Origin of the sequence: Methanogenium cariaci JCM 10550 (assembly GCF_001315945.1) — an archaeon.
In the GTDB taxonomy this organism is placed as follows: Archaea; Halobacteriota; Methanomicrobia; order Methanomicrobiales; family Methanomicrobiaceae; genus Methanogenium; species Methanogenium cariaci.
This window is the reverse complement of record NZ_BBBG01000005.1, coordinates 74,243-92,015: the sequence shown is the minus strand read 5'-3', so window position 1 is coordinate 92,015 and position 17,773 is coordinate 74,243. Positions and strand designations below refer to the sequence as shown.

The window sequence follows — 17,773 nt, the reverse complement described above, 5'->3', positions numbered from 1 at the left end:
GCGAAAAATCGGTACTAGGTACTATTCCAATCAGAATATTGTAAGTAATGAAAGTTCATGAGAGACGGCAATCATAATTCCCGACACGGGAAACCTGGACGGAAAAACCAGTGTAAATCACCCGGATACAGTGACCCAAACCCCTTCTGAATATGGGCATGTTCATGTCACAAGAACCTAACCCCACCATGCAGGTAACCGTGCAACCATCAGATACAAGAAGCAGTACCAAAGAAAAAAGGGAAATTCCAGATGGATTACCGGTAGCCGCGCCGGGAGATCAGGAAAAGAGCCCCCGCACCGAGAATCACACCCGCAAGGGGAAACGGAGTCTGTGTCGGTTCGGAACCCGTTCCCGCATTCGCCTGTGCGAAGTGAAGGTTGCTCTGCGCCCGGACATCCTCAGGGTTGATTTCAAGGGCCCGCTTTGATACGGCAATCTCCTTGTCATACTCACCCAGATGTCCGTAGGCAGTGCCCTGAATGATATACGACTCGATCATCTCCGGGTCAAGCGCAATCGCCTTGTCTGCCGCACCGACCGCTTTCTCATACTCGCCGAGGTTGAGGAGCGCATCAGCGGTGACCACCCAGGCCTGCGTCTGATTCGGGTTCAGGGCGGTCGCCTTCTCTGCTGCCGCAAGAGCGGCCGTATAGTTGCCCTGCGCCGAACTGATGCCTGCCTTTGTCACCCAGACAAGCATGAAGGTATCGTCAATTGCGAGCGCGGCATCGGCATACGCCATTGCCTCCGTGTAGTTTCCTGCCTGTGCCTCGTCCACGGCCAGATTGTAGAGATCAATCTTTCCCGCAGATACCTTAGATATATCAACTGCCGATGCAGCCGAAACGGATGCGGCGATGATGAGCGCCACCACAAGCCAGAGGGCTATCGTATCTCTTCGTGCCATCCATCAGAGGTTGGCCGGGGGGGAAAGGCATAATCAGTTGCGATCAGATCCATTATCGCACCCGACCACCCATACCCTCATGTGAAGATGCTCTTTGGAGTCGGAAACACGATGCTGGGAGATGACGGCATCGGCCCCCCCCGGGTAGCAGAGCGGATGAACGGCTGCCCCCCCGGCTGGCATGCGGCAGACTGCGGGACCGCCCCCCCGGAGAACTTTACCGGAGTGGTCAGGAAGATGCGCCCACGCATCCTTGTCATCGTCGATGCCGCGGACATGCGCCTTTCCCCCCCCGGCGAGTTCCGGAGGATTCACCCTGACGCGGTCGGACAGGCAGGGTTTGATACCCATTCCCTTCCCCCCCTCACCCACATCATCGAATACCTGAGGGAGACCGTCCCAAAGATGCCGGAGATCATGCTCATCGGCATCCAGCCGGGGGGGCCGGTTACCTTCCACGAAGAAATCTCCGCACCTGTCATCCGTGGAGGGGGGGATGAGGTGGCAGAGATGCTCAGGAACGGTGAAGAGGGGGGGAGGATACCCGCATACATTCCCGACAATCCCGAATAAAAAGGACACAGGCGAACCACTATGATACGATGCCCGCGATGCAGAAGCACGGAGATTTACCCGGTGGCAGGGGGGGATACGGCGGATACAATTACCGCTGCAAAAAATGCGGTTATTCCGGCGCTCTGGTGGTTGAGTTTGACGATGACATCACCCCCCCGGAAGAGGAACGGGAGCTGCAAAAGGAATACCGGGAGGAGGTGCAGGAATATGAACAGAAGCGCCGCTCCCTGTTCTGGATCATCATGGCCCTGATCTTCATCGGGGTTATTCTCTTCGTCCGGTTCTAATCCCCCCCTCAGAAGATGCCAAACATCTTTAGCGCACTCAGGAAAAGCAGCCCGACGAACAGCCACTCGAGGTGACGGGACGGGATACGGTGCGAAAGCTGACGCCGACAAAGGACGCCGGGATGGAGGTCACGACAAGGATCACCCACTGGTGGAGGTCGACATACCCCCCCAGCGACGGTGCGGGGGGGATACCGGTCAGCCCCCCCACCCGAATAAAATATACGCGAGCACCCCCCCCTGCCGAGGCAAAGATGAGAAAGGCGGTTGATGTCCCGACCGCACGGTGAATCTCATACCCTGAGACGAGAGTCAGAAAGAGCACGATCAGATACCCGCCGCCGATGCCGAGCAGCCCGGAAAGAAACCCGAAGATGGCCCCTGCAACGATCAACATCAAGACCGTGGTATCCCGTTCATTATCCCTGGCATATGACGGCTTCAGGGCCATCTTGACCGCCGCACCGAGAAGGAGAGCACCAAAGAGATACCGCAGCCAGTCGCCGTGCACCGATGTCGCGACATATGCTCCCGCGATGGCCATGAAAAAGCCGGGGGGGACACACATCCGTTTCACCGCATCCCATGCCACCGCCCCCTTTTTTGAATGCCCTGAAGCAGTGGCGATTGCGGTGGGCAGGATAACAGCAAGGCTGGTGGCAAAGGCCACCCTTGTCGCAAGCGTGGAGTCCATCTCCAGCAGGTCGGTGAGGACCCAGTACTGCACCGGGACCATCACAAATCCTCCGCCGACGCCGAGAATTCCAGCCCCCAGCCCCGCCAGGGTTCCGGTCAGCCCGAGAATCAGCACTGTCTGAAGAAAGATATCCATTTACTGCTCCGATGCCGCACCGGCTGATTAACCTTCAGAAATGACCCGAACGCATAAAAAAGAACCGATGAGAGTAACTCAGAGTCACTCTACGATCAGATGTTCCGCGTAGCGGTCGCATCCGCCACCATGAACTCATCGCTCATGTGCAGGCACGATACCGGGCAGGCATCATTGCACTGGGAACAGAAGATGCACTGGGTGACAAAGATACGCACCGTCTTTGTCTCCGGGATGAACTCGATCGCATGCGCCGGGCAGACACGGATGCAGAGTTTGCAGCCGATGCAGGCATCACGGTCATAGGCGATCTTCCCCCCCCGGAAATTCTCCGGCACGGGAACGGGTGGGGGGGTGATCTCCGCCTCGCCTGCCGCAACCTTCCCCAGATAGCCGGTGATGCTCTTCGGGAGATACCGGGCCGGGAAAAGGTTCGTTACCGGTTTCTTCACAAACTGGCCAAGCACTTCAGAAAATGCAGGCAGCTTCATGCGACGACCCCCCCATGCCGAGCACGGCATCAAGGACGAGAAGGATCATACCGGCAAACCCGATGAGGGCGATGTATCCCCAGTAGAAGGTCACCAGATGATTGATGCGGAACCGGGCCATGCCCACCCGAATCAGGGTCACCGAGAAGAACACGACCAGAAGTACCTTGAGGACAAAGAACGCGAGGTCCGCGATGATTCCCACAGTGCCTGTGAGGGGGGGACAAACCAGGTAAGATTCCACGGCAGAAAGAGCACGACCGCAAGCGTTGCCATCGCCACCGTCTTGACCGCTCCGGAAAGCGTAAAGAGGGCGAGGTTTCTGCCGGAATACTCGACGAGGATACCGCCGCAGAGTTCTGTCTCCGCCTCCGGCGTATCGCAGGGTACCCGTGAGAGTTCTGCCGGGGTAACCCAGGCAATGGCAATCATGAGAAGGAGCATGCCAATCATGCCGGGGATGCCCACGACACTCCAGACCGGGGGGGTCTGTGCGAGGGTGACAAGCGAGAAGGGATCGGCCACGCCCGCCGCATTGAGGCGCCATGCAATCGCGATGATGGCGATGGCAAGCGGCAGTTCGTAGGCGATCATCGTGACCATCTCACGCTGGGAACCGACCGTTGCATACGGAGACCCGGACGCCAGACCGCCTGCGACCATCGCAAGGCCTGGCACGGTCAAAAGATAGAGCACGAGAATGATGTCACCCCCAGCCGCCGAGGACCGGCATGAGACTGCCTATCGGGAGGTAGAGGAGAATCGTAATGGACGCCGCCAGCGCAATGACGGGAGCCGCATTGAAGACCGATTTCACCGCATTCTTCGGGATAATATTGTCCTTGCAGAGGAGTTTTGCGATATCGATGAAGGGCTGGTGCAGGGGGGGCGGGCCGTAGCGGGCCTGCATCCGTGCCGCACACTTCCGGTCAACGCCCTGCAGGACCAGCCCGAAGAGGAGACCATACACCGTGATGCCGATGCACCCGAGGACGGCGACGGTGATCATCCCGATCATGCCTGCAGCCTCCGGGTCTTCTCCACCGAGAGGCGGTGCAGGTCATCTCCGGTCATCACGCCACGGCGACGGTCACGGATGACCGAGACGCGGTCGGTGCAGGACATGCACGGGTCAATGGATGCGACGATGATGGAGATATCTGCAATCTGTTCGCCCTGCAGGATATTGAGCCACGACATCTGGTTGGAGTAGGTGGATGCCTTCACCTTCCATGCCTCCGGCGCCTCGGAGCGGTTCATCCGGACATAGTGGAAACACTCACCACGGGGGGGGCCTCCACCCGTCCGATGGCCTCACCCTCCGCCTTTTTGCAGGTGGCAAGGATCTTCGCGTATTTTGTCTCCCAGAGCACCGGCCCCCCGCGGGCATCTGGTCCATGAGGTCCCGGATGATACGCACCGAGTCCACCACCTCAAAGAGGCGGACGACAATCCGGTCATACACATCGCCTTTGATCGCGTCCGCATAGACGTCCGGCAGGATGGGTTTCACCTCGATGTCGCCGTACGCCGCATAGGGAGCGTCAGTTCGCACATCCAGCGCGAGGCCGGATGCACGGGCCGTCGGTCCCACCGTGCAGAGTTCAAGCGCATCGCGTTCGGAAAGCACACCGCAGTTCATGCACCGCAGTTTGATCGTGGTGTCCTCTAAAAAGAGGGTCACCAGTTTGCCGACAAGCCCTTCATAGGTCTGGAGGGCCTGTTCGATGCGGGGGGGAACTGATCGTCGGTGAAGTCACGCCGGACACCGCCCACCTGGACGATGCCATAGTTCACCCGATTGCCGGTCAGATACTCGATGACGTCCATCGCCTCCTCACGTACCCGCCAGGCAAGGTGAAAGAGGGTGTCGAATCCCAGTTCGTGGGCAGCGACTCCTGCCCAGAGCAGGTGAGACTGGATACGCTCGAATTCGGCGATGATGCTTCGCACGTAATGCGCCCGTTCCGGCACCTCAATCTCTGCGATCTGCTCAATTGCACGCGAGAAGGCGAGCGTGTGGGAGACACCGCAGATACCGCAGATGCGGTCACACAGATGAGCAATCTGCACCGGATTTCTGCGCATACCCATCCACTCAATCGCACGGTGCGTCTTTCCGGGGGCAAAGTCCACGCCTTTGATCTGCTCGCCCTGGATATCAAAGGTGAAGAGAATCGGCTCTTTGAGGGCGGGGGGTGGATAGTCCTATCGGGATATTGTATGTCGGTTTATTCGCCATTGCTGTTCACCTCCGGTTTAGGGGGCATCGGCGGTGTCCGGTGCAGGAGTTTTCGGTTTGCGCTCCTTCTTCTCCTTCGGTTTCACCGGCGGGGGCGGGACGGTTCTCCGGTCTGCCGGAGGCATACAGGGATTTCACCATACCCTCCGTGATGCCAGTCTCATCCTTTCTCCACGGGTAGACCCCCTTCGGGGAAATCGGCAGGAAGGAAGAGGCCCCCCCGCGGGTCGGGAATGCCTGCGACGGTCACGCCCAGCATCTCCTGCTTCTCGCGTTCCGTGTAGACCGCACCCGGAATCAGATGCGATATCGTGGGTATCACGAGGTTCTTCTTTGGGACGGGGACGATGATCGTGATGTTCACCTCTGCATTCGGAATGCCGTAGAAGACCTGCATATGGTAGAGCAGTTCAACGGCGTCACCGGTATCGACCCCCCCTGAGACCACCGCGAGGTGGGGGGGGTAGTCGATATCAATGATTGCCTGCATGGTTGCGACGAGATCCGCGGGTGTCGTCCGCAGCCAGATACTCGCCGCAGATGTCTTCTTCAGCCTTCGGCCCATTCTTCAATACGGATGTCATGAATACTCTTCGGACCGTTTTTCTGTAGGATGTCAGCAATTGTTTCTGCGGACCGTGCCTCTCGTGTCATTTTTTGTCCTCCTCCAGGCGTTCAAGTAAGGCAATCGCCTTGACCACCCCGTCGATGATGGCCTCCGGGCGGGGTGCACAGCCCGGCACATAGATATCCACCGGGATGATATCCCCCCCCACCGGACCGTCCAGATTATAGGAGTCATAAAAGACCCCCCCGCCGGACTGGCCGCAGGAACCGATGCACATGACCACCTTTGGATTGGGCATCTGGGCATACACCCGGCGCAGGCGGTCGGCCATATCATGGACCACCGGTCCCGTCACCAGCAGCACATCCGCGTGCCGGGGGGGGAGCCGACCTGTTTTACCCCCCCAAAGCGCTCGGGGTCATACCGTGGCGTTAACGCCGCCACGATCTCGATATCACATCCGTTACATGACCCTGAGTTGAAATGGAACACCCAGAGCGACCGGTTAAATGATGGTGACAGACGCATCTTAGCACACCCCCCCGATAAAGATGAAGAGCAGGGCAAATGTGCCCAAAAACCAGAGCACATAGTCCGTGAGGCAGCCGGTATGTAGGGGGGGCACAACCCGTGCATAATAGCCCTTCATTGCCTCAGTGAATCCCCCAGTAGAGGTTTGAACCGCCGATATGCGTGCCTTCCGGCGTTGGTTCGTCGTTACCACAGAGGTAGGGTTTACCGGATTCGCCTTCACCGGGCAGATCCGGTTCCCCCGAGCCGCTGCACAACCCAGGCAAGGAGCAGGGCAACCGCAAACGCGATGAGCCATGCAATGGGGGGGTTCCATGCCCCGAAGCCGGTGGATAATGTTTCTGCTATCATCAAATTCCTCCGAATACGGTGGCCACATACGCACCCTGATCAATAAGGGCGTCTGCGGCCGGTGCAATCACGGCCGATACAATCTGTTCCGGGAAGACCCCCATGAGAATCGTGAGCAGTGCCAGCACACCCATCGCAATAAGCATCGGGCGGGGGGGCACTTCTCCTGCTCCTTCAAGCCGTGGCTGCCGGGGGGGCCCATGAATATTGCATGGAAGACCTTCACAAACGAGGCGAGGGTCAGGACGGAGACGACCATCGCGATGACCGCAATCACGGGGGGGCTGAACGCAAAGACCGACTCGTAGATCATTAGTTTGGAGGCAAACCCGTTGAACGGCGGAATGCCTGCGATGGCAAGAGCACCGATGATAAAAAAGAGCATCGTCCACTTCATCGAGTGGCCCAGCCCGCCCAGTTTGTTGAGGTTGCGGGTGCCTGCCTGCAGGAATATCGCCCCCCCTGCCGTGAGGAAGAGCAGACCCTTATACATCGCGTGGTTCACGATGTGGAAGATACCGCCCTCCATCGCCGTCCGGCCGAAGGCGTCCATGGCAGCGGCGTCCCCGAGGACGACGAGTCCGACGCCCACACCAAGGAGCATGTAGCCGGACTGCGAGACCGCGTGATACGCCATCAGCCGCTTCACATCCTTCTGCGGGATAGCCATCGTAACCCCGACGAACATCGAGAGCACACCGAGGATGATGACCGCCCAGCCGACGGTGACATAGTTGAGCGTCAGGCCGTAGACGCTGAAGAGGATACGGAAGAGCCCGTAGAGACCCGCCTGACTGGCAACCACCAGAAATGCGGTCACGGCACCGGGGGCCATCGAGTAGGCGTCCGGCGTCCAGAAGTGCAGAGGTACTGCGCCTGCCTTGAGGGCAAGCCCGGCCACAAAGAGGGCGAGGGCGACCTTGTCGAGCATGGTGTAGCTCATCCGGGAGGCGATGACGGCCATATTGAGCGAGTCATACTGCCCGTAGAGGAGACCAATCGCATAGAGGACCATCAAACCCGCGAGGGTTGAGAGGAACCCGTATTTCAGGCCCGCCTCCACCGAGACACCTTTGTCAATGCGGTAGCGACAAGCGCCGCACCCGCAAGGGAGTTGATCTCCAAAAAGACAAAGAAGTTGAAGAGGTCACCCGTGCAGACCATGCCGAGGATGCCCACCAACAGGAGGAGCATCAGGCCATAGTAACCGTCCTTGCCGGAGGAAAGGCGTTCGCTTGCAACCGAATAGAGACAGGTGACCAGGCCCACAAAGGCGGCGAAGACCGCCATGAAGGCGCTCATCGCATCCACGGTGAAGACGATGCGGATGGGGATGCCGCCCGAATCGGCGGGCAGTGCATCCGCAGGAGACGCCGCACCAAAGGTATAGAGCACCGGCCCGCCGGAGAGGACGGTCCATGCAAGGAGGGCCGCGATCACAAAAGTAATGAGCGCCACACCAAGGACCCAGCCGGTGCGGGCGGTATCGCCCAGTCTGCCAACCAAGGGCAGGGCAAAGGCACCGAGCATCGGGATGGCGATGAGGAGTGCGGGAGCATTGGCGATGATGAAGTCCATCATTCTTTGAGCCTCCGCATTTCGGTCACATCACGCGTCCCGTATTTTCTGGAGATGACCATCACAAACGAGAGCAGGAGTGCCGTCGTCGCAATGCCGATGACGATATTGGTGAGCGTCATCGCCTGCACCGTCGGCATCACCATCGCAGTCGAGGGTGCGTTCGTAAAGATCGGCGCCACACCACCGGAGAGATATCCGGTTGCGACAAGGAGCAGGTTCACCCCCCCTGCCTCCACCAGCGCAAGGCCCATCACCATCTTGATCAGATCTTTTTTGGTGACAATGACCACGAGACCGATCACGACCAGGAGTCCCGCACAGAAGAACGGAGCGTTCTCGATCATTCTGCATCACCCTTCATGCCGCCAAGCATCGCAAGGAGAAGAATGCCCATCGCACCGAGGACTTCAATACCCACGGCGATGTTCAGGACCGGAATGATGCCGCCCGTGTTGATGTCACCGGGGGGGTTGATGCCGAAGGCGACCGGTGTCCCGAAGAGCGTACCTGCATCGAGGAGCCAGTTGCCAAAGAAGGCAAGACCGGCAGTGAGTGCGAGAAGAGCAGTACCTATGAAGAGGAGCAGCCCTAAGGTCTCACTGTTTTTCAGGACGTTTTTGGAGACCGAGGCACGCACTTCGGCGCGTGAGTAGGCCACCATCAAAAGGACAACAGCCGTTGCGATGACCGCACCGCCCTGGAATCCGCCGCCAGGGGGGGTCAGGTGCCCGTGCACGACGATATAAAAACCGTATACCAGAATAAACGGCATCATGATATTCGCCCCCCCTGACCGGACGAGACTACTCATATTCATATTCATCCTCCTTTTTTCCGAGGCGACGGAAGACGAGTCCCGCACCCAAGACAACGGTGAAGAGCACCGTCGCCTCACCGAGGGTATCGAACCCCCGGTAGTCGAAGACCACACCAGTCACAATATTGTTGCTGCCGGTCTCCTCCTGCCCGTGGGCAAGCATGTAGTCGTCCATGTCCGTGTATGCAGGTGCCCCCCCAAAGGAGAGATTAAGACCTGCCATGAGGAAGGCTGCCGCACATACTACGAGAATACCGATTTGGAATGTGTTCTTCATTCAGACGCACCCCCCGTCTTTGTCCGTGCCGCGGATGGCAATCACAAAGATGGCCGTCGTAAGACCGGCACCGATGCCCGCCTCAGCGATGGCGACATCCGGCGCCTGGAGCATCAGAAACTCTAACGAGAGCAGGAAACTGAAGGCACCGAAGGCAATGGCAGCAGAGATCAGGTCGTCCATATACCAGACCATGCATGCCGAAATGACAAGCCCTGCAAGAAGCAGGATGTGAACGATGAGTTCAATCATCGATATCCACTCCTTTCAGCCGGTCCACCACAGCAGGGTCCGGGCGGACACCGGAGCGGTATGCCGCACGCCCGATGGCATGGGCACCGATGGCGTTCGTGAAGACCAGCGCTGCAAGAGCGAGCACGGTGTGCAGGCCAAGCACGGCATACTGCATCTCACCGGTTGCAAGATACGCACCGGCTTCCGTGACGACGACCGCGATACAGATGAATATCGCACCGCAGGTCGTCATCTTCGTCTCTGCATGCAGGCGAGTATACACGTCCGGGAAGCGCAGGATACCCACGACACCAAGGCCTGCGGCAAGAAGACCTAAGCCAAGGCAGATGGTCACGATAACGTCAGCCACCATCTCAGAGGTCACCTCCGATGTACTTCGCAAGCCAGAGTGTGCCGACAAAGGAGAGCAGGGCATACACAATGGCCACATCCACATAGACCGTCTCGTTGAACGCGACACCGAAGACGATGATACCGCATACCGTGATGGTGTTCACCGCATCGAGCGCCACCACACGATCCGGTGCGGTCGGCCCCCCCAGCCAGAGACGCACCATCGCGCCGAGGACAAAGAGCAAAAGAAGGCCCAGTGCCAGAACCCAGATGTCGGTCATTCCGCAATCCTCCGAACCCATGCCGGGATCTTAAAGAACGAGAAGAGCGCTGCCGCATCGACGGTCTTCTGCTTCACCATCTCTTTGGGGGGGACAGAGAGCAGGTGAATGTAGAAGTCGCCGGTTTTAACGTCTGCTTCCAGCGTCAGCGTACCCGGTGTCAGGGTAACGGAATTTGCAAACAGAAGCCGACCGAAACCGGTCGCAAGATCGGGATTGACCTTTACGATGCCGGGAGAAATGTTCCCGGTGATGATCCGTAGTGCCACATCGATGTTTGCCCGGATGAGTTCCAGGAAGAAGGGAATACAGATATACAAACCTAAGAGCACCCACCGGAGTGGATGCGCCATGCGATAGTCGTCACCCGGGCAGAACCATTTCGCCGATGCCGCAGAAACGACAAGCGCAATGATACCCCCCCCGCAACTATCTCAAATACCGACCAGAGCCCGATGTCACCAGACCCGGCTGTCAGCACCAGATACGTGCAAAATGCACAGATAAACGTCAGAATATACCGAATCATTCAGAACCAACACTCCCGGGTAGCATTACCCAGTAAGAAGAAGGGAATTTAGACCACCTAATTCCCAGGGAAGAAAGATATTCATTGAAATTTTCCAGTTAACCACACGGATTCAGTATAAATTTCCGATCTCCACAGATTAACTCTTTTGAAAAAATTATGACGCGCAGGGCAAAAACCCGCTCTTTTTATCCACACAGAAGAAATATTTCAGGAATGCGCCTATCATATCTCGGAAAAAATCACCTCCACTGGTGTGACACCTGCGGGACACCCGTACTGGGTAAAAAATGCAGCTGCGGCACGCAGACGCGGGAAGTGGCCCTCACCCCCCCTCCCGGCGATATCCGCCCGGCATTCGACGACGACATCAGCCACATCAACCGGGTATACCGCGATCATTTTGGCGCAGAACTGATACCCGAAGGACATGTCGCCATCCTCAACAAGGTCCCGGACTTTGACCGGATGGAAGAGATCATCATGGGCGGCGCGGTTGTGGGTGCCATCCGGTTCTACCCGGATGAGGAACGCTGGGAAGCCATGCCCCGGCCTGCCGCGGCGCTCTATATGACTCCGTCCCTGCGGTATATGGTGGTGGACCCGGGTGCGGAGACCTCCATCCGGACCAAGGGGGCATCGGTGCTTGCACCCGGCCTGATATCAATCGAAGAGCATGTCGAAGCGGGGGGACGAGGTCTTCATCATGCTACCGGACGGGCGCTGCATCGGGGGTCGGCAGGGCCAAGGTCTCTGCCGCCGAGGCAGAGACGATGGAACGCGGCACCATCGCACGGACCCGGAAGATCAAACCCGTCAGCTGTGTCCCGGCAGAGAAGACCTGGGAGGATGTGCTCGCGGCGAATGAGCGCATTCTCAAGGGGGTCGAGGACGAGGCAGTCTGCTTTGTCCAGCGCACGATGGAGAGAAATCAACTCCCGGCAAACGTCTCCTTCTCCGGCGGAAAGGACAGCCTTGCAACACTTCTGGTGGTCATGAAGGCGGCGGGCAAGCTCCCCCCCTCCTCTTTGCCGATACCGGGCTTGAGTTCCGGGAGACCTACAAAAACGTGCAGGACGTGGCAGACCACTACGGTCTCGAGGTGCTCCGCACCGACATGGCATCGCAGTTCTGGGACGAGATGGAACGGCAGGGCCCGCCCGCCGTCGATGCACGCTGGTGCTGCAAGGTCTGCAAACTCCAGCCGATCAAAAAGATGATCGAGGATACCTGGGGGGGAGAGTGCCTCTCGTTTATCGGCCAGCGGAAGTATGAATCGTTTAAACGGATGAAGAGCCCGCGGGTCTGGCGGAGCAATATTATCCCGTGCCAGCTCTCGGCCTCACCCATTCAGCACTGGACAGCACTGCATGTCTGGCTCTACATCTTCCGCGAGAACGCCCCCCCGTATAATATCCTGTATTCAAAGCGGATTGACCGGATCGGGTGTTTCATGTGCCCCTCATCCGACTGGGCGACGTTCCGGATGATCCAGGAGGACTACCCCCCCGAAGAGTGGCAGCGCTGGGAAGACGCACTGAATCAATACAAAGAAGAGCATGACCTTCCAGATATCTGGGTAGAGAAAGCGCTCTGGCGCAAACGGGGAGACACAGAGGATGACGACGAAAGTAGCTATACTTGATTACGGAATAGGAAATCTCCGGAGCGTAAGCCGCGGGATGGAGAAGGCAGGGGGTCGCGCCGGTGATCACCAAGGATACCGCGGTGATGGTGGAATGCGACGGCGTCGTCCTCCCTGGTGTCGGCGCCTTTTCGGAAGGCATGGAGAAGCTGGGCATTCTCCGCGAGGCGCTCTGTCAATACGCAGAAGACCGGCCCGTATTGGGCATCTGCCTTGGGATGCAGATGCTGCTTGAGCAGAGCACCGAGTTTGGTCTGCACGAAGGCCTGGGCCTTGTCCCCCGGAGAGGTGCTCGCCTTTGAAAAGACCCCCCCCGGTATGAAGATTCCCCACATGGGCTGGAATACCCTCCATGTCGAACAGCCCTCCCCCCCCTCTTCGAAGGCATCCCCCCCGAGGATAGCTATGTCTACTTTGTCCACTCTTTCTATGCAAAAACTAGCCCTGCGCACACGCTCACGACAACTGACTATATCTGCCGGTTTGCGTCATCGATAGGAAACGGCAATGTCTACGGCGTGCAGTTTCACCCGGAGAAGAGCGGGGGGGAGACCGGGCTTGCCATCCTGAAAAACTTTATCGGCCTGCTCTAAGAGCGGGATATATTTTTCAACCATTTTTTGGATTTTTTCTCCTGCATTGCGAACAATTGACCAAAAAAGGAGAAACGATCATGAAATTATTTTCGGCGATACATCGCCACCAGCTCGAAGAGGAGCATGGCGAAGATCGCCACGAATCCGCCGGTAAAGAACATGACCGCAAGGATGTTCGGGGTTATTGCCGGGGACAGATAGTCCTGTGCAAGTGACGCGGTCACCGGGGCGGACCTTGGCTCCGCCAACATTTTTTCGCCATTTATGCCCCCCCCTGCACCATCGGTCTCATTCGCAGAGAAGGTCATCACCTGCACCCCCCCGTCGGGAGCACCTCCCGTCCCGGAGAGTCCGCCATCGGACAGGAACCCGAGCGTCGGCGCGAGGGCAAACAGCACCAAGGACGCACAGATGATCAGGGCGAAGAGGGACGCGTATTTCAGCAGCAAGGACCGGACATCTGCCTTTCCGGGAGACATGATGACCACCTGCTGACGCAGCCCGTAGACCTTCACCACCCGGCCCTTCTCACTATAGCGGGTGCGCACAATATCAACGAGCCCCGCATCCAGGAGGTTTTCAATCTGGTATTTCAGGGTCGTGATGGGCTGACCCATCTGTTCGGATAACTCGGAGAGCGTGAGCTCATTCTCAGAAAGGGTGGAAAGGACGTCACTGGCCGTCGTGCTGGCCATCGCCTTTCCAATCTTCTTTGCCCGTTCGTCACCGGGCTCAAGAACAAGCACACCCTCTTCGGTCATTTCAGCTGCTCAATTGTTCAGTTGCTCAAGAATCATCCGGCGTCCGGTGGCAAGCGCCTCTTCAAGAGAGGCTGCCGAGGCACCGCTGCCCTGTGCGAGAGACGGTTTCCCGCCCCCCCTTTTCCACCCAGTATCTCACATACCCGGCGTACAATCTCACCCGCGTTCACCTGCTCCACCCCCCCGGAGGCAACTGCCACGTGCACCCGGTCTCCGGTGCCTGCGAGGAGGGCAACGCCACCTTCGTTGGCATACGCGGTCGCCATCGAGACCACTTCCTTGGGAGAGGCGGTAACGGCATGGACAACGATGCTGACACCCGCGACATCCTCCACCGGGATACTTGCGATCTCCAGTTCGGCGACCTTTGCCTGCAGGCGTTCGATCTCCTTTCTCTGCTCCTTCCACTCGGTGAAGAACCGCTCAACCGATGTAGGCAGGTTCTCGCGCTGGACACTCAGGGTCGCAACCGAGGTGTCGACGATTCCTTCCATCCAGCGGTTGTATGCGACAGCCGCCATACCCGCGGAGAATTCAATGCGTTCGATGCCATCCTGCACATGCTCCAGACGCATAATCCGGACGGACCCGATCTGGCCGGTACTGATGCAGTGTGTACCGGCACAGGCCTGCACATCGCCTGCCACCTGAACGATACGGATGCGGGCACCCGGCGGCACTCCGCCCTGATAGAGGGCAAACCCGTACTTCTGCTCGGCCGCGGTGCGGTCTTCCCAACCGATATGCACCGGGATGTCGTTTAACACCAGCCGGTTTGCGGCATCCTCGATCTGCTGCAGTTCCTTATCAGAGACATGCCGGAAATGCCGGATATCAATACGGGAACTCTCAACCCCCCCTTTCTGCACCGGCCTGATGAATATGCGGGCCAAGCACTTCTTTTGCGGCATGCAGCAGTACATGGGTTGCGGTGTGATGGCGCATCATCGTCTCCCTGCGTTCCTCATCGACGGCTCCTTTGACATGTTCGCCGCGTCTCAGGGTTTCGCCGGTGATATGGTGCAGAATCACCCCCCCGCCAATTTTTACCACATGGTCAACCTTGCTGATCCCCCCCTCTTCCGAGACGATCTTACCGGTATCAGCCGGCTGACCGCCGCCCTCCGGATAGAAGAGCGTCTGGTCCAGCACCAGATACTCATCAAACTGGTCGAGCACAATCGCATCGAAATCGGTTGCCTGCGGGAGGTCGTAATACAGCATCTTCGTATCGGGCATCGCCTCCACCCTCTCGCGGATGGCCGCATACGGATCCTCTGTCTTCCCGGTGACTTCGGATTCGGAATGCACATCGGCAATCAGGGAATAGAAGTTATCAGGCAGGTCCACGTCCGCACCCTCTTCCTTTGCGATGTCACGCACAATCTCGGGCGGGATGCCGTGGGAGTCATAAAGTGTGATCAGTTCATCCAGAGGGACGGGTAGATTCTTCTTTTTATAGGCCCGTGCCGCCTTCTGGACAATTCTGCCGCCGCGCTCCATCGTGAGGGCATACTTCTCCTCCTCATTGCGGATGATCTCCTGCACGACACCGATCTCCTGTTCAAAGGAGCCGATGCCGATGGTCCGCATCTGGTATTCGATGAGATCCCCCCCGAGCGTCTCATCCATATCAATCTCGTTCATCATCCGCAGCGTCCGCCTGAGCACCAGCCGGGCCAGGTAGCCCTCCTGTGCGTTGGACGGCACAATACAGTCACCGAGCATATAGGCAAGACAGCGGGTGTGGTCGGCAATCGCATAGATACGCTCGATCGGAGCGATGATGTCCTGCAGTTTCTGGTAGGGCACCCCCCCGATATTTTCTGCCACGGTTCTGCGCATCTCATAGAGATTGGAGCCGGTGATGTCCATGAGCCCGGCATACTTTGCATTCAGTGCAAGAATACGGGTAAATTCGGAGTTATTGAGGAGACTGGCGAGACCCGCAGACTTCATCAGACGGCTGATCAGTTCCGGGAATACGGCGTCATAGACTGTCGGACTGCCCTGCGAGGCCCAGACCATACGTTCCAGACCGTATCCGGTGTCCACAATCCGCAGATCCATCGGGTAGTAGGGGACGCCTTCCATGTCAACGGGTTCCCTGCCGTTGTCACGTTTCGTCAGGCTCATAAAGACCAGAGTGGCCACTTCCAGCCCGCCGATAAGCACCTCGACACTGGGTCCGGCGTTGCCGCCGCCGATCCAGGGGTGTTCCTTGTAGGTCACCCGGTTCAGGTCAGCCCCGACGGATGCGAGAAACCGGTCGCAGAGGCTGACCGTCTCGTCCTTCCAGTATACGTTATTCTCATCCGTATTGAACGCATGATGGGCCATCATCTCAAACGTTGTCAGATGGCGGCCGGACCGTCCCACCGAATCCAGATCGTTTAACCGGATACACGGCTGGGATATGGTCAGGGGGGGATTTGCGGGCGGGGGGGCACCTCGCCGTTGGTCACATATGGCTGAAAATCTGCAATGGATGCGATAGTCAGATAGATATCGTCACGCCAGCGGGCAGCCACCGGGTAGCGCTCGATGCGGGTATGGCCGTTCTGTTCAAAAAAACTCAGATACGCTTCACGCATCTCGTCAATAGTATGGGGGGAGAAGATGGGATTGCCGATGAATGAATAGGGCTCACACGGTGCATCACCGCAGTATTCACGCTCAGGGTCCCGTGTCCAGAACGCTGAACCGCAGGCCTTGCATATTTTCCTGACCAGACCGTTCTCTCTGAAATATTCAAGCTGATATTCTTCCTCGAGCATGGGTAATCACAGTAACCTGATATAATAATCGCCACGGGATTTCATATAGTGTTTGTTTCTCCCGGTTTTCCCAGCAGGTCGTGGTACCACTCATCACGCACGACAATCGTTCCCAGCGCTTTTGCCGTCCGGTAGGCAAGAATATGCCAGCACTGCACTCCCCGGTAGGTGAAATCGCCACAGGTGCAGAATGCATCATCCACGACATAGGTGTCTGTGGTGCCGACCACCACACAGAAGTCCCGATACTGGATCACCCGTCCGTTTTTTGCAGCCGACACCGCCTTATCTCCCTTGGCATCATAGAGGCGACAGACCTCGGCGACCATCCATTCTGTGTTACTGTCACTCATCAGCGCTGCACCAGTGCGGGGGGGATGTCTTCAAGGAAGGTCCAGCCCATCCGTTGGGAAAGCATCCGCATCCCCGGTGCTTCGGTGGCATAATGGGTGGATTCAATGAGGGGGGGAATACCGGAAGCACGCATGACACTGTGTTTCAGTTCCGCCGAGAGGAAGGCCCCCCCCGCACCCTGTGCTTCCGCCTCATCTATCAGGTCGGGGAGAACCCCCCCGACCCCCCCCGACGACAGCAAGACGACAGGGCAGATGCACCTCCCCCCCGTAAATGCGGAGGGGGTGCACCCAGGAGTTCGGACACGTCATTGAGGGAACGGGTAAGCGTGCCGATGACGCCCAGTGAGAGGGGCACAACCTCCGTGAGCCGAAGAGTCTCTGCCAGTGCGTCGTTGATGCCACCCTCTGCATGGTCAAAATTGGTGTGCATCACATAGACATTCAGCCGGCGGCGAGGGCGGTTCCGATGATCTCTCCCGATTTCCCCCCCCGATGCGTGTCAGCGGATTCCATATCGGCGTGTGATGCACGACAAGCATATCCGCCCCCGCTGCGACCGCCGCCCGGACCACCGGAAGGGTCGCGTCAAGGGCACAGCACACGGTATTCACGTCCCTGCGTCCTTCAATGATCAGGCCGATTCTGCCACCATCGAACTCCTCTGCAAGCTCCGGCGGTGCAATCTCTTCAAGCATGGCAATAAAATCAGCAATCTGCATACCAGATACGTAGAGAAACAACCGGGAATAAAGGTATGGATTACCCCGCGGATGCAT

Annotated in this window: 31 protein-coding genes and 3 pseudogenes; 4 read left to right on the top strand and 30 right to left on the bottom strand. The window is 58.1% G+C overall.

Translation table 11 applies throughout. The features are described 5' to 3' along the window. Nucleotides 1–257: 257 nt before the first annotated feature. Complete coding sequence (locus JCM10550_RS06330) at nt 258–911, bottom strand: tetratricopeptide repeat protein (protein ID WP_062397791.1); 654 nt, start codon at nt 909–911, stop codon at nt 258–260. Nucleotides 912–998: 87 nt separating this feature from the next. Between JCM10550_RS06330 and JCM10550_RS06325 the strand changes: the two genes are divergently transcribed. Both JCM10550_RS06325 and JCM10550_RS19575 read left to right on the top strand, forming a co-directional pair. Further along, complete coding sequence (locus JCM10550_RS06325) at nt 999–1,484, top strand: hydrogenase 3 maturation endopeptidase HyCI (RefSeq protein WP_157199981.1); 486 nt, start codon at nt 999–1,001, stop codon at nt 1,482–1,484. 38 nt (nt 1,485–1,522) lie between these two features. After that, complete coding sequence (locus JCM10550_RS19575) at nt 1,523–1,774, top strand: hypothetical protein (RefSeq protein ID WP_172673783.1); 252 nt, start codon at nt 1,523–1,525, stop codon at nt 1,772–1,774. Nucleotides 1,775–1,811: 37 nt separating this feature from the next. Here JCM10550_RS19575 and JCM10550_RS06315 read toward each other — a convergent pair whose 3' ends face one another. From JCM10550_RS06315 to JCM10550_RS22280, 23 genes are all read right to left on the bottom strand, one after another. Next, nucleotides 1,812–2,606, bottom strand: coding sequence for a sulfite exporter TauE/SafE family protein (locus JCM10550_RS06315; protein WP_062397785.1), 795 nt, complete (start codon nt 2,604–2,606; stop codon nt 1,812–1,814). Between the two features lie 95 nt (nt 2,607–2,701). Beyond that, nucleotides 2,702–3,097, bottom strand: a complete 396-nt coding sequence (locus JCM10550_RS06310) for a 4Fe-4S dicluster domain-containing protein (RefSeq protein ID WP_062397783.1) — start codon at nt 3,095–3,097, stop codon at nt 2,702–2,704. After that, complete coding sequence (locus tag JCM10550_RS24585; RefSeq protein ID WP_281175294.1) at nt 3,075–3,251, bottom strand: hypothetical protein; 177 nt, start codon at nt 3,249–3,251, stop codon at nt 3,075–3,077. Before JCM10550_RS24585 ends, JCM10550_RS06310 begins: the two co-directional genes overlap by 23 nt. Then, on the bottom strand, nt 3,236–3,793 hold the full coding sequence (locus JCM10550_RS24580; RefSeq protein ID WP_281175293.1) for an NADH-quinone oxidoreductase subunit H: 558 nt from the start codon (nt 3,791–3,793) through the stop codon (nt 3,236–3,238). The genes JCM10550_RS24585 and JCM10550_RS24580 overlap by 16 nt, the downstream gene beginning before the upstream one ends. A 10-nt stretch (nt 3,794–3,803) precedes the next feature. Next, nucleotides 3,804–4,115, bottom strand: a complete 312-nt coding sequence (locus JCM10550_RS24575; protein ID WP_281175292.1) for an NADH-quinone oxidoreductase subunit H — start codon at nt 4,113–4,115, stop codon at nt 3,804–3,806. Further along, the gene (locus JCM10550_RS24570; RefSeq protein WP_281175291.1) at nt 4,112–4,357 is read right to left on the bottom strand and encodes a hypothetical protein; all 246 of its coding nucleotides are present in this window, start codon (nt 4,355–4,357) and stop codon (nt 4,112–4,114) included. Before JCM10550_RS24570 ends, JCM10550_RS24575 begins: the two co-directional genes overlap by 4 nt. A gap of 19 nt (nt 4,358–4,376) precedes the next feature. Then, nucleotides 4,377–4,781: a hypothetical protein gene (locus JCM10550_RS24565; RefSeq protein ID WP_281175290.1), complete on the bottom strand. Its 405-nt coding sequence runs from the start codon at nt 4,779–4,781 to the stop codon at nt 4,377–4,379. Continuing rightward, nucleotides 4,778–5,233 carry a nickel-dependent hydrogenase large subunit gene (locus JCM10550_RS24560; RefSeq protein ID WP_281175289.1) on the bottom strand — a complete coding sequence of 152 codons (456 nt, stop codon included), beginning with the start codon at nt 5,231–5,233 and terminating at the stop codon, nt 4,778–4,780. The genes JCM10550_RS24565 and JCM10550_RS24560 overlap by 4 nt, the downstream gene beginning before the upstream one ends. Nucleotides 5,234–5,499: 266 nt before the next feature. Next, nucleotides 5,500–5,904 (bottom strand): NADH-quinone oxidoreductase subunit C, encoded by a 405-nt coding sequence (locus tag JCM10550_RS06295; RefSeq protein ID WP_062397780.1) that lies wholly within the window; start codon nt 5,902–5,904, stop codon nt 5,500–5,502. Nucleotides 5,905–5,989: 85 nt separating this feature from the next. Continuing rightward, the gene (locus JCM10550_RS22305) at nt 5,990–6,262 is read right to left on the bottom strand and encodes a hypothetical protein (protein WP_245618811.1); all 273 of its coding nucleotides are present in this window, start codon (nt 6,260–6,262) and stop codon (nt 5,990–5,992) included. After that, nucleotides 6,259–6,435, bottom strand: coding sequence for a hypothetical protein (locus JCM10550_RS22300; protein ID WP_245618810.1), 177 nt, complete (start codon nt 6,433–6,435; stop codon nt 6,259–6,261). The genes JCM10550_RS22305 and JCM10550_RS22300 overlap by 4 nt, the downstream gene beginning before the upstream one ends. Nucleotide 6,436: 1 nt before the next feature. Further along, nucleotides 6,437–6,661: a hypothetical protein gene (locus JCM10550_RS22295; protein WP_062397778.1), complete on the bottom strand. Its 225-nt coding sequence runs from the start codon at nt 6,659–6,661 to the stop codon at nt 6,437–6,439. Next, complete coding sequence (locus JCM10550_RS24555; RefSeq protein ID WP_281175288.1) at nt 6,658–6,789, bottom strand: hypothetical protein; 132 nt, start codon at nt 6,787–6,789, stop codon at nt 6,658–6,660. The genes JCM10550_RS22295 and JCM10550_RS24555 overlap by 4 nt, the downstream gene beginning before the upstream one ends. A 67-nt stretch (nt 6,790–6,856) precedes the next feature. Beyond that, nucleotides 6,857–7,852, bottom strand: a complete 996-nt coding sequence (locus JCM10550_RS22290) for a proton-conducting transporter membrane subunit (RefSeq protein ID WP_245618809.1) — start codon at nt 7,850–7,852, stop codon at nt 6,857–6,859. Beyond that, entirely contained in the window at nt 7,837–8,370 is a 534-nt protein-coding gene (locus tag JCM10550_RS22285; RefSeq protein WP_245618808.1) for a hypothetical protein, read from the bottom strand. Before JCM10550_RS22285 ends, JCM10550_RS22290 begins: the two co-directional genes overlap by 16 nt. After that, nucleotides 8,367–8,714: a sodium:proton antiporter gene (locus tag JCM10550_RS06275; RefSeq protein WP_062397776.1), complete on the bottom strand. Its 348-nt coding sequence runs from the start codon at nt 8,712–8,714 to the stop codon at nt 8,367–8,369. Before JCM10550_RS06275 ends, JCM10550_RS22285 begins: the two co-directional genes overlap by 4 nt. Beyond that, the gene (locus tag JCM10550_RS06270; RefSeq protein ID WP_245618807.1) at nt 8,711–9,181 is read right to left on the bottom strand and encodes an MnhB domain-containing protein; all 471 of its coding nucleotides are present in this window, start codon (nt 9,179–9,181) and stop codon (nt 8,711–8,713) included. Before JCM10550_RS06270 ends, JCM10550_RS06275 begins: the two co-directional genes overlap by 4 nt. After that, complete coding sequence (locus JCM10550_RS06265) at nt 9,174–9,464, bottom strand: hydrogen gas-evolving membrane-bound hydrogenase subunit E (RefSeq protein WP_062397773.1); 291 nt, start codon at nt 9,462–9,464, stop codon at nt 9,174–9,176. The genes JCM10550_RS06270 and JCM10550_RS06265 overlap by 8 nt, the downstream gene beginning before the upstream one ends. Then, nucleotides 9,465–9,716: a hydrogenase subunit MbhD domain-containing protein gene (locus tag JCM10550_RS06260; RefSeq protein WP_062397771.1), complete on the bottom strand. Its 252-nt coding sequence runs from the start codon at nt 9,714–9,716 to the stop codon at nt 9,465–9,467. It lies immediately after the preceding gene. Further along, the gene (gene mnhG / locus JCM10550_RS06255; RefSeq protein WP_062397769.1) at nt 9,709–10,071 is read right to left on the bottom strand and encodes a monovalent cation/H(+) antiporter subunit G; all 363 of its coding nucleotides are present in this window, start codon (nt 10,069–10,071) and stop codon (nt 9,709–9,711) included. The genes JCM10550_RS06260 and mnhG overlap by 8 nt, the downstream gene beginning before the upstream one ends. Nucleotide 10,072: 1 nt before the next feature. Then, nucleotides 10,073–10,333: a monovalent cation/H+ antiporter complex subunit F gene (locus tag JCM10550_RS06250; protein ID WP_062397767.1), complete on the bottom strand. Its 261-nt coding sequence runs from the start codon at nt 10,331–10,333 to the stop codon at nt 10,073–10,075. Continuing rightward, on the bottom strand, nt 10,330–10,746 hold the full coding sequence (locus JCM10550_RS06245; protein ID WP_245618812.1) for a Na+/H+ antiporter subunit E: 417 nt from the start codon (nt 10,744–10,746) through the stop codon (nt 10,330–10,332). The genes JCM10550_RS06250 and JCM10550_RS06245 overlap by 4 nt, the downstream gene beginning before the upstream one ends. After that, the gene (locus JCM10550_RS22280) at nt 10,656–10,862 is read right to left on the bottom strand and encodes a hypothetical protein (RefSeq protein WP_245618806.1); all 207 of its coding nucleotides are present in this window, start codon (nt 10,860–10,862) and stop codon (nt 10,656–10,658) included. The genes JCM10550_RS06245 and JCM10550_RS22280 overlap by 91 nt, the downstream gene beginning before the upstream one ends. Nucleotides 10,863–11,078: 216 nt before the next feature. Here JCM10550_RS22280 and JCM10550_RS06240 point away from each other — a divergent pair. After that, nucleotides 11,079–12,507, top strand: a pseudogene (locus JCM10550_RS06240) (phosphoadenosine phosphosulfate reductase family protein). Beyond that, a pseudogene (gene hisH / locus JCM10550_RS06235) lies at nt 12,482–13,100 on the top strand (imidazole glycerol phosphate synthase subunit HisH). Before JCM10550_RS06240 ends, hisH begins: the two co-directional pseudogenes overlap by 26 nt. An 86-nt stretch (nt 13,101–13,186) precedes the next feature. On the opposite strand, the gene JCM10550_RS06230 reads toward hisH, so the two are convergent. The 6 genes and pseudogenes from JCM10550_RS06230 to JCM10550_RS24545 all read right to left on the bottom strand — a co-directional run bounded on the left by JCM10550_RS06230 (nt 13,187) and on the right by JCM10550_RS24545 (nt 17,716). Next, a complete protein-coding gene (locus tag JCM10550_RS06230) occupies nt 13,187–13,864 on the bottom strand; it encodes a helix-turn-helix domain-containing protein (protein ID WP_062397766.1) in 678 nt (225 codons plus the stop codon). A gap of 9 nt (nt 13,865–13,873) precedes the next feature. Continuing rightward, a pseudogene (gene alaS, locus JCM10550_RS06225) lies at nt 13,874–16,641 on the bottom strand (alanine--tRNA ligase). Between the two features lie 41 nt (nt 16,642–16,682). Then, entirely contained in the window at nt 16,683–16,994 is a 312-nt protein-coding gene (locus JCM10550_RS06220) for an SWIM zinc finger family protein (protein ID WP_062397763.1), read from the bottom strand. Continuing rightward, nucleotides 16,994–17,236: a Nif3-like dinuclear metal center hexameric protein gene (locus JCM10550_RS22275; protein WP_245618805.1), complete on the bottom strand. Its 243-nt coding sequence runs from the start codon at nt 17,234–17,236 to the stop codon at nt 16,994–16,996. The genes JCM10550_RS06220 and JCM10550_RS22275 overlap by 1 nt, the downstream gene beginning before the upstream one ends. After that, the gene (locus JCM10550_RS24550) at nt 17,194–17,427 is read right to left on the bottom strand and encodes a Nif3-like dinuclear metal center hexameric protein (protein ID WP_281175287.1); all 234 of its coding nucleotides are present in this window, start codon (nt 17,425–17,427) and stop codon (nt 17,194–17,196) included. The genes JCM10550_RS22275 and JCM10550_RS24550 overlap by 43 nt, the downstream gene beginning before the upstream one ends. Next, nucleotides 17,411–17,716, bottom strand: a complete 306-nt coding sequence (locus JCM10550_RS24545) for a Nif3-like dinuclear metal center hexameric protein (RefSeq protein ID WP_281175286.1) — start codon at nt 17,714–17,716, stop codon at nt 17,411–17,413. Before JCM10550_RS24545 ends, JCM10550_RS24550 begins: the two co-directional genes overlap by 17 nt. Nucleotides 17,717–17,773: the final 57 nt, after the last annotated feature.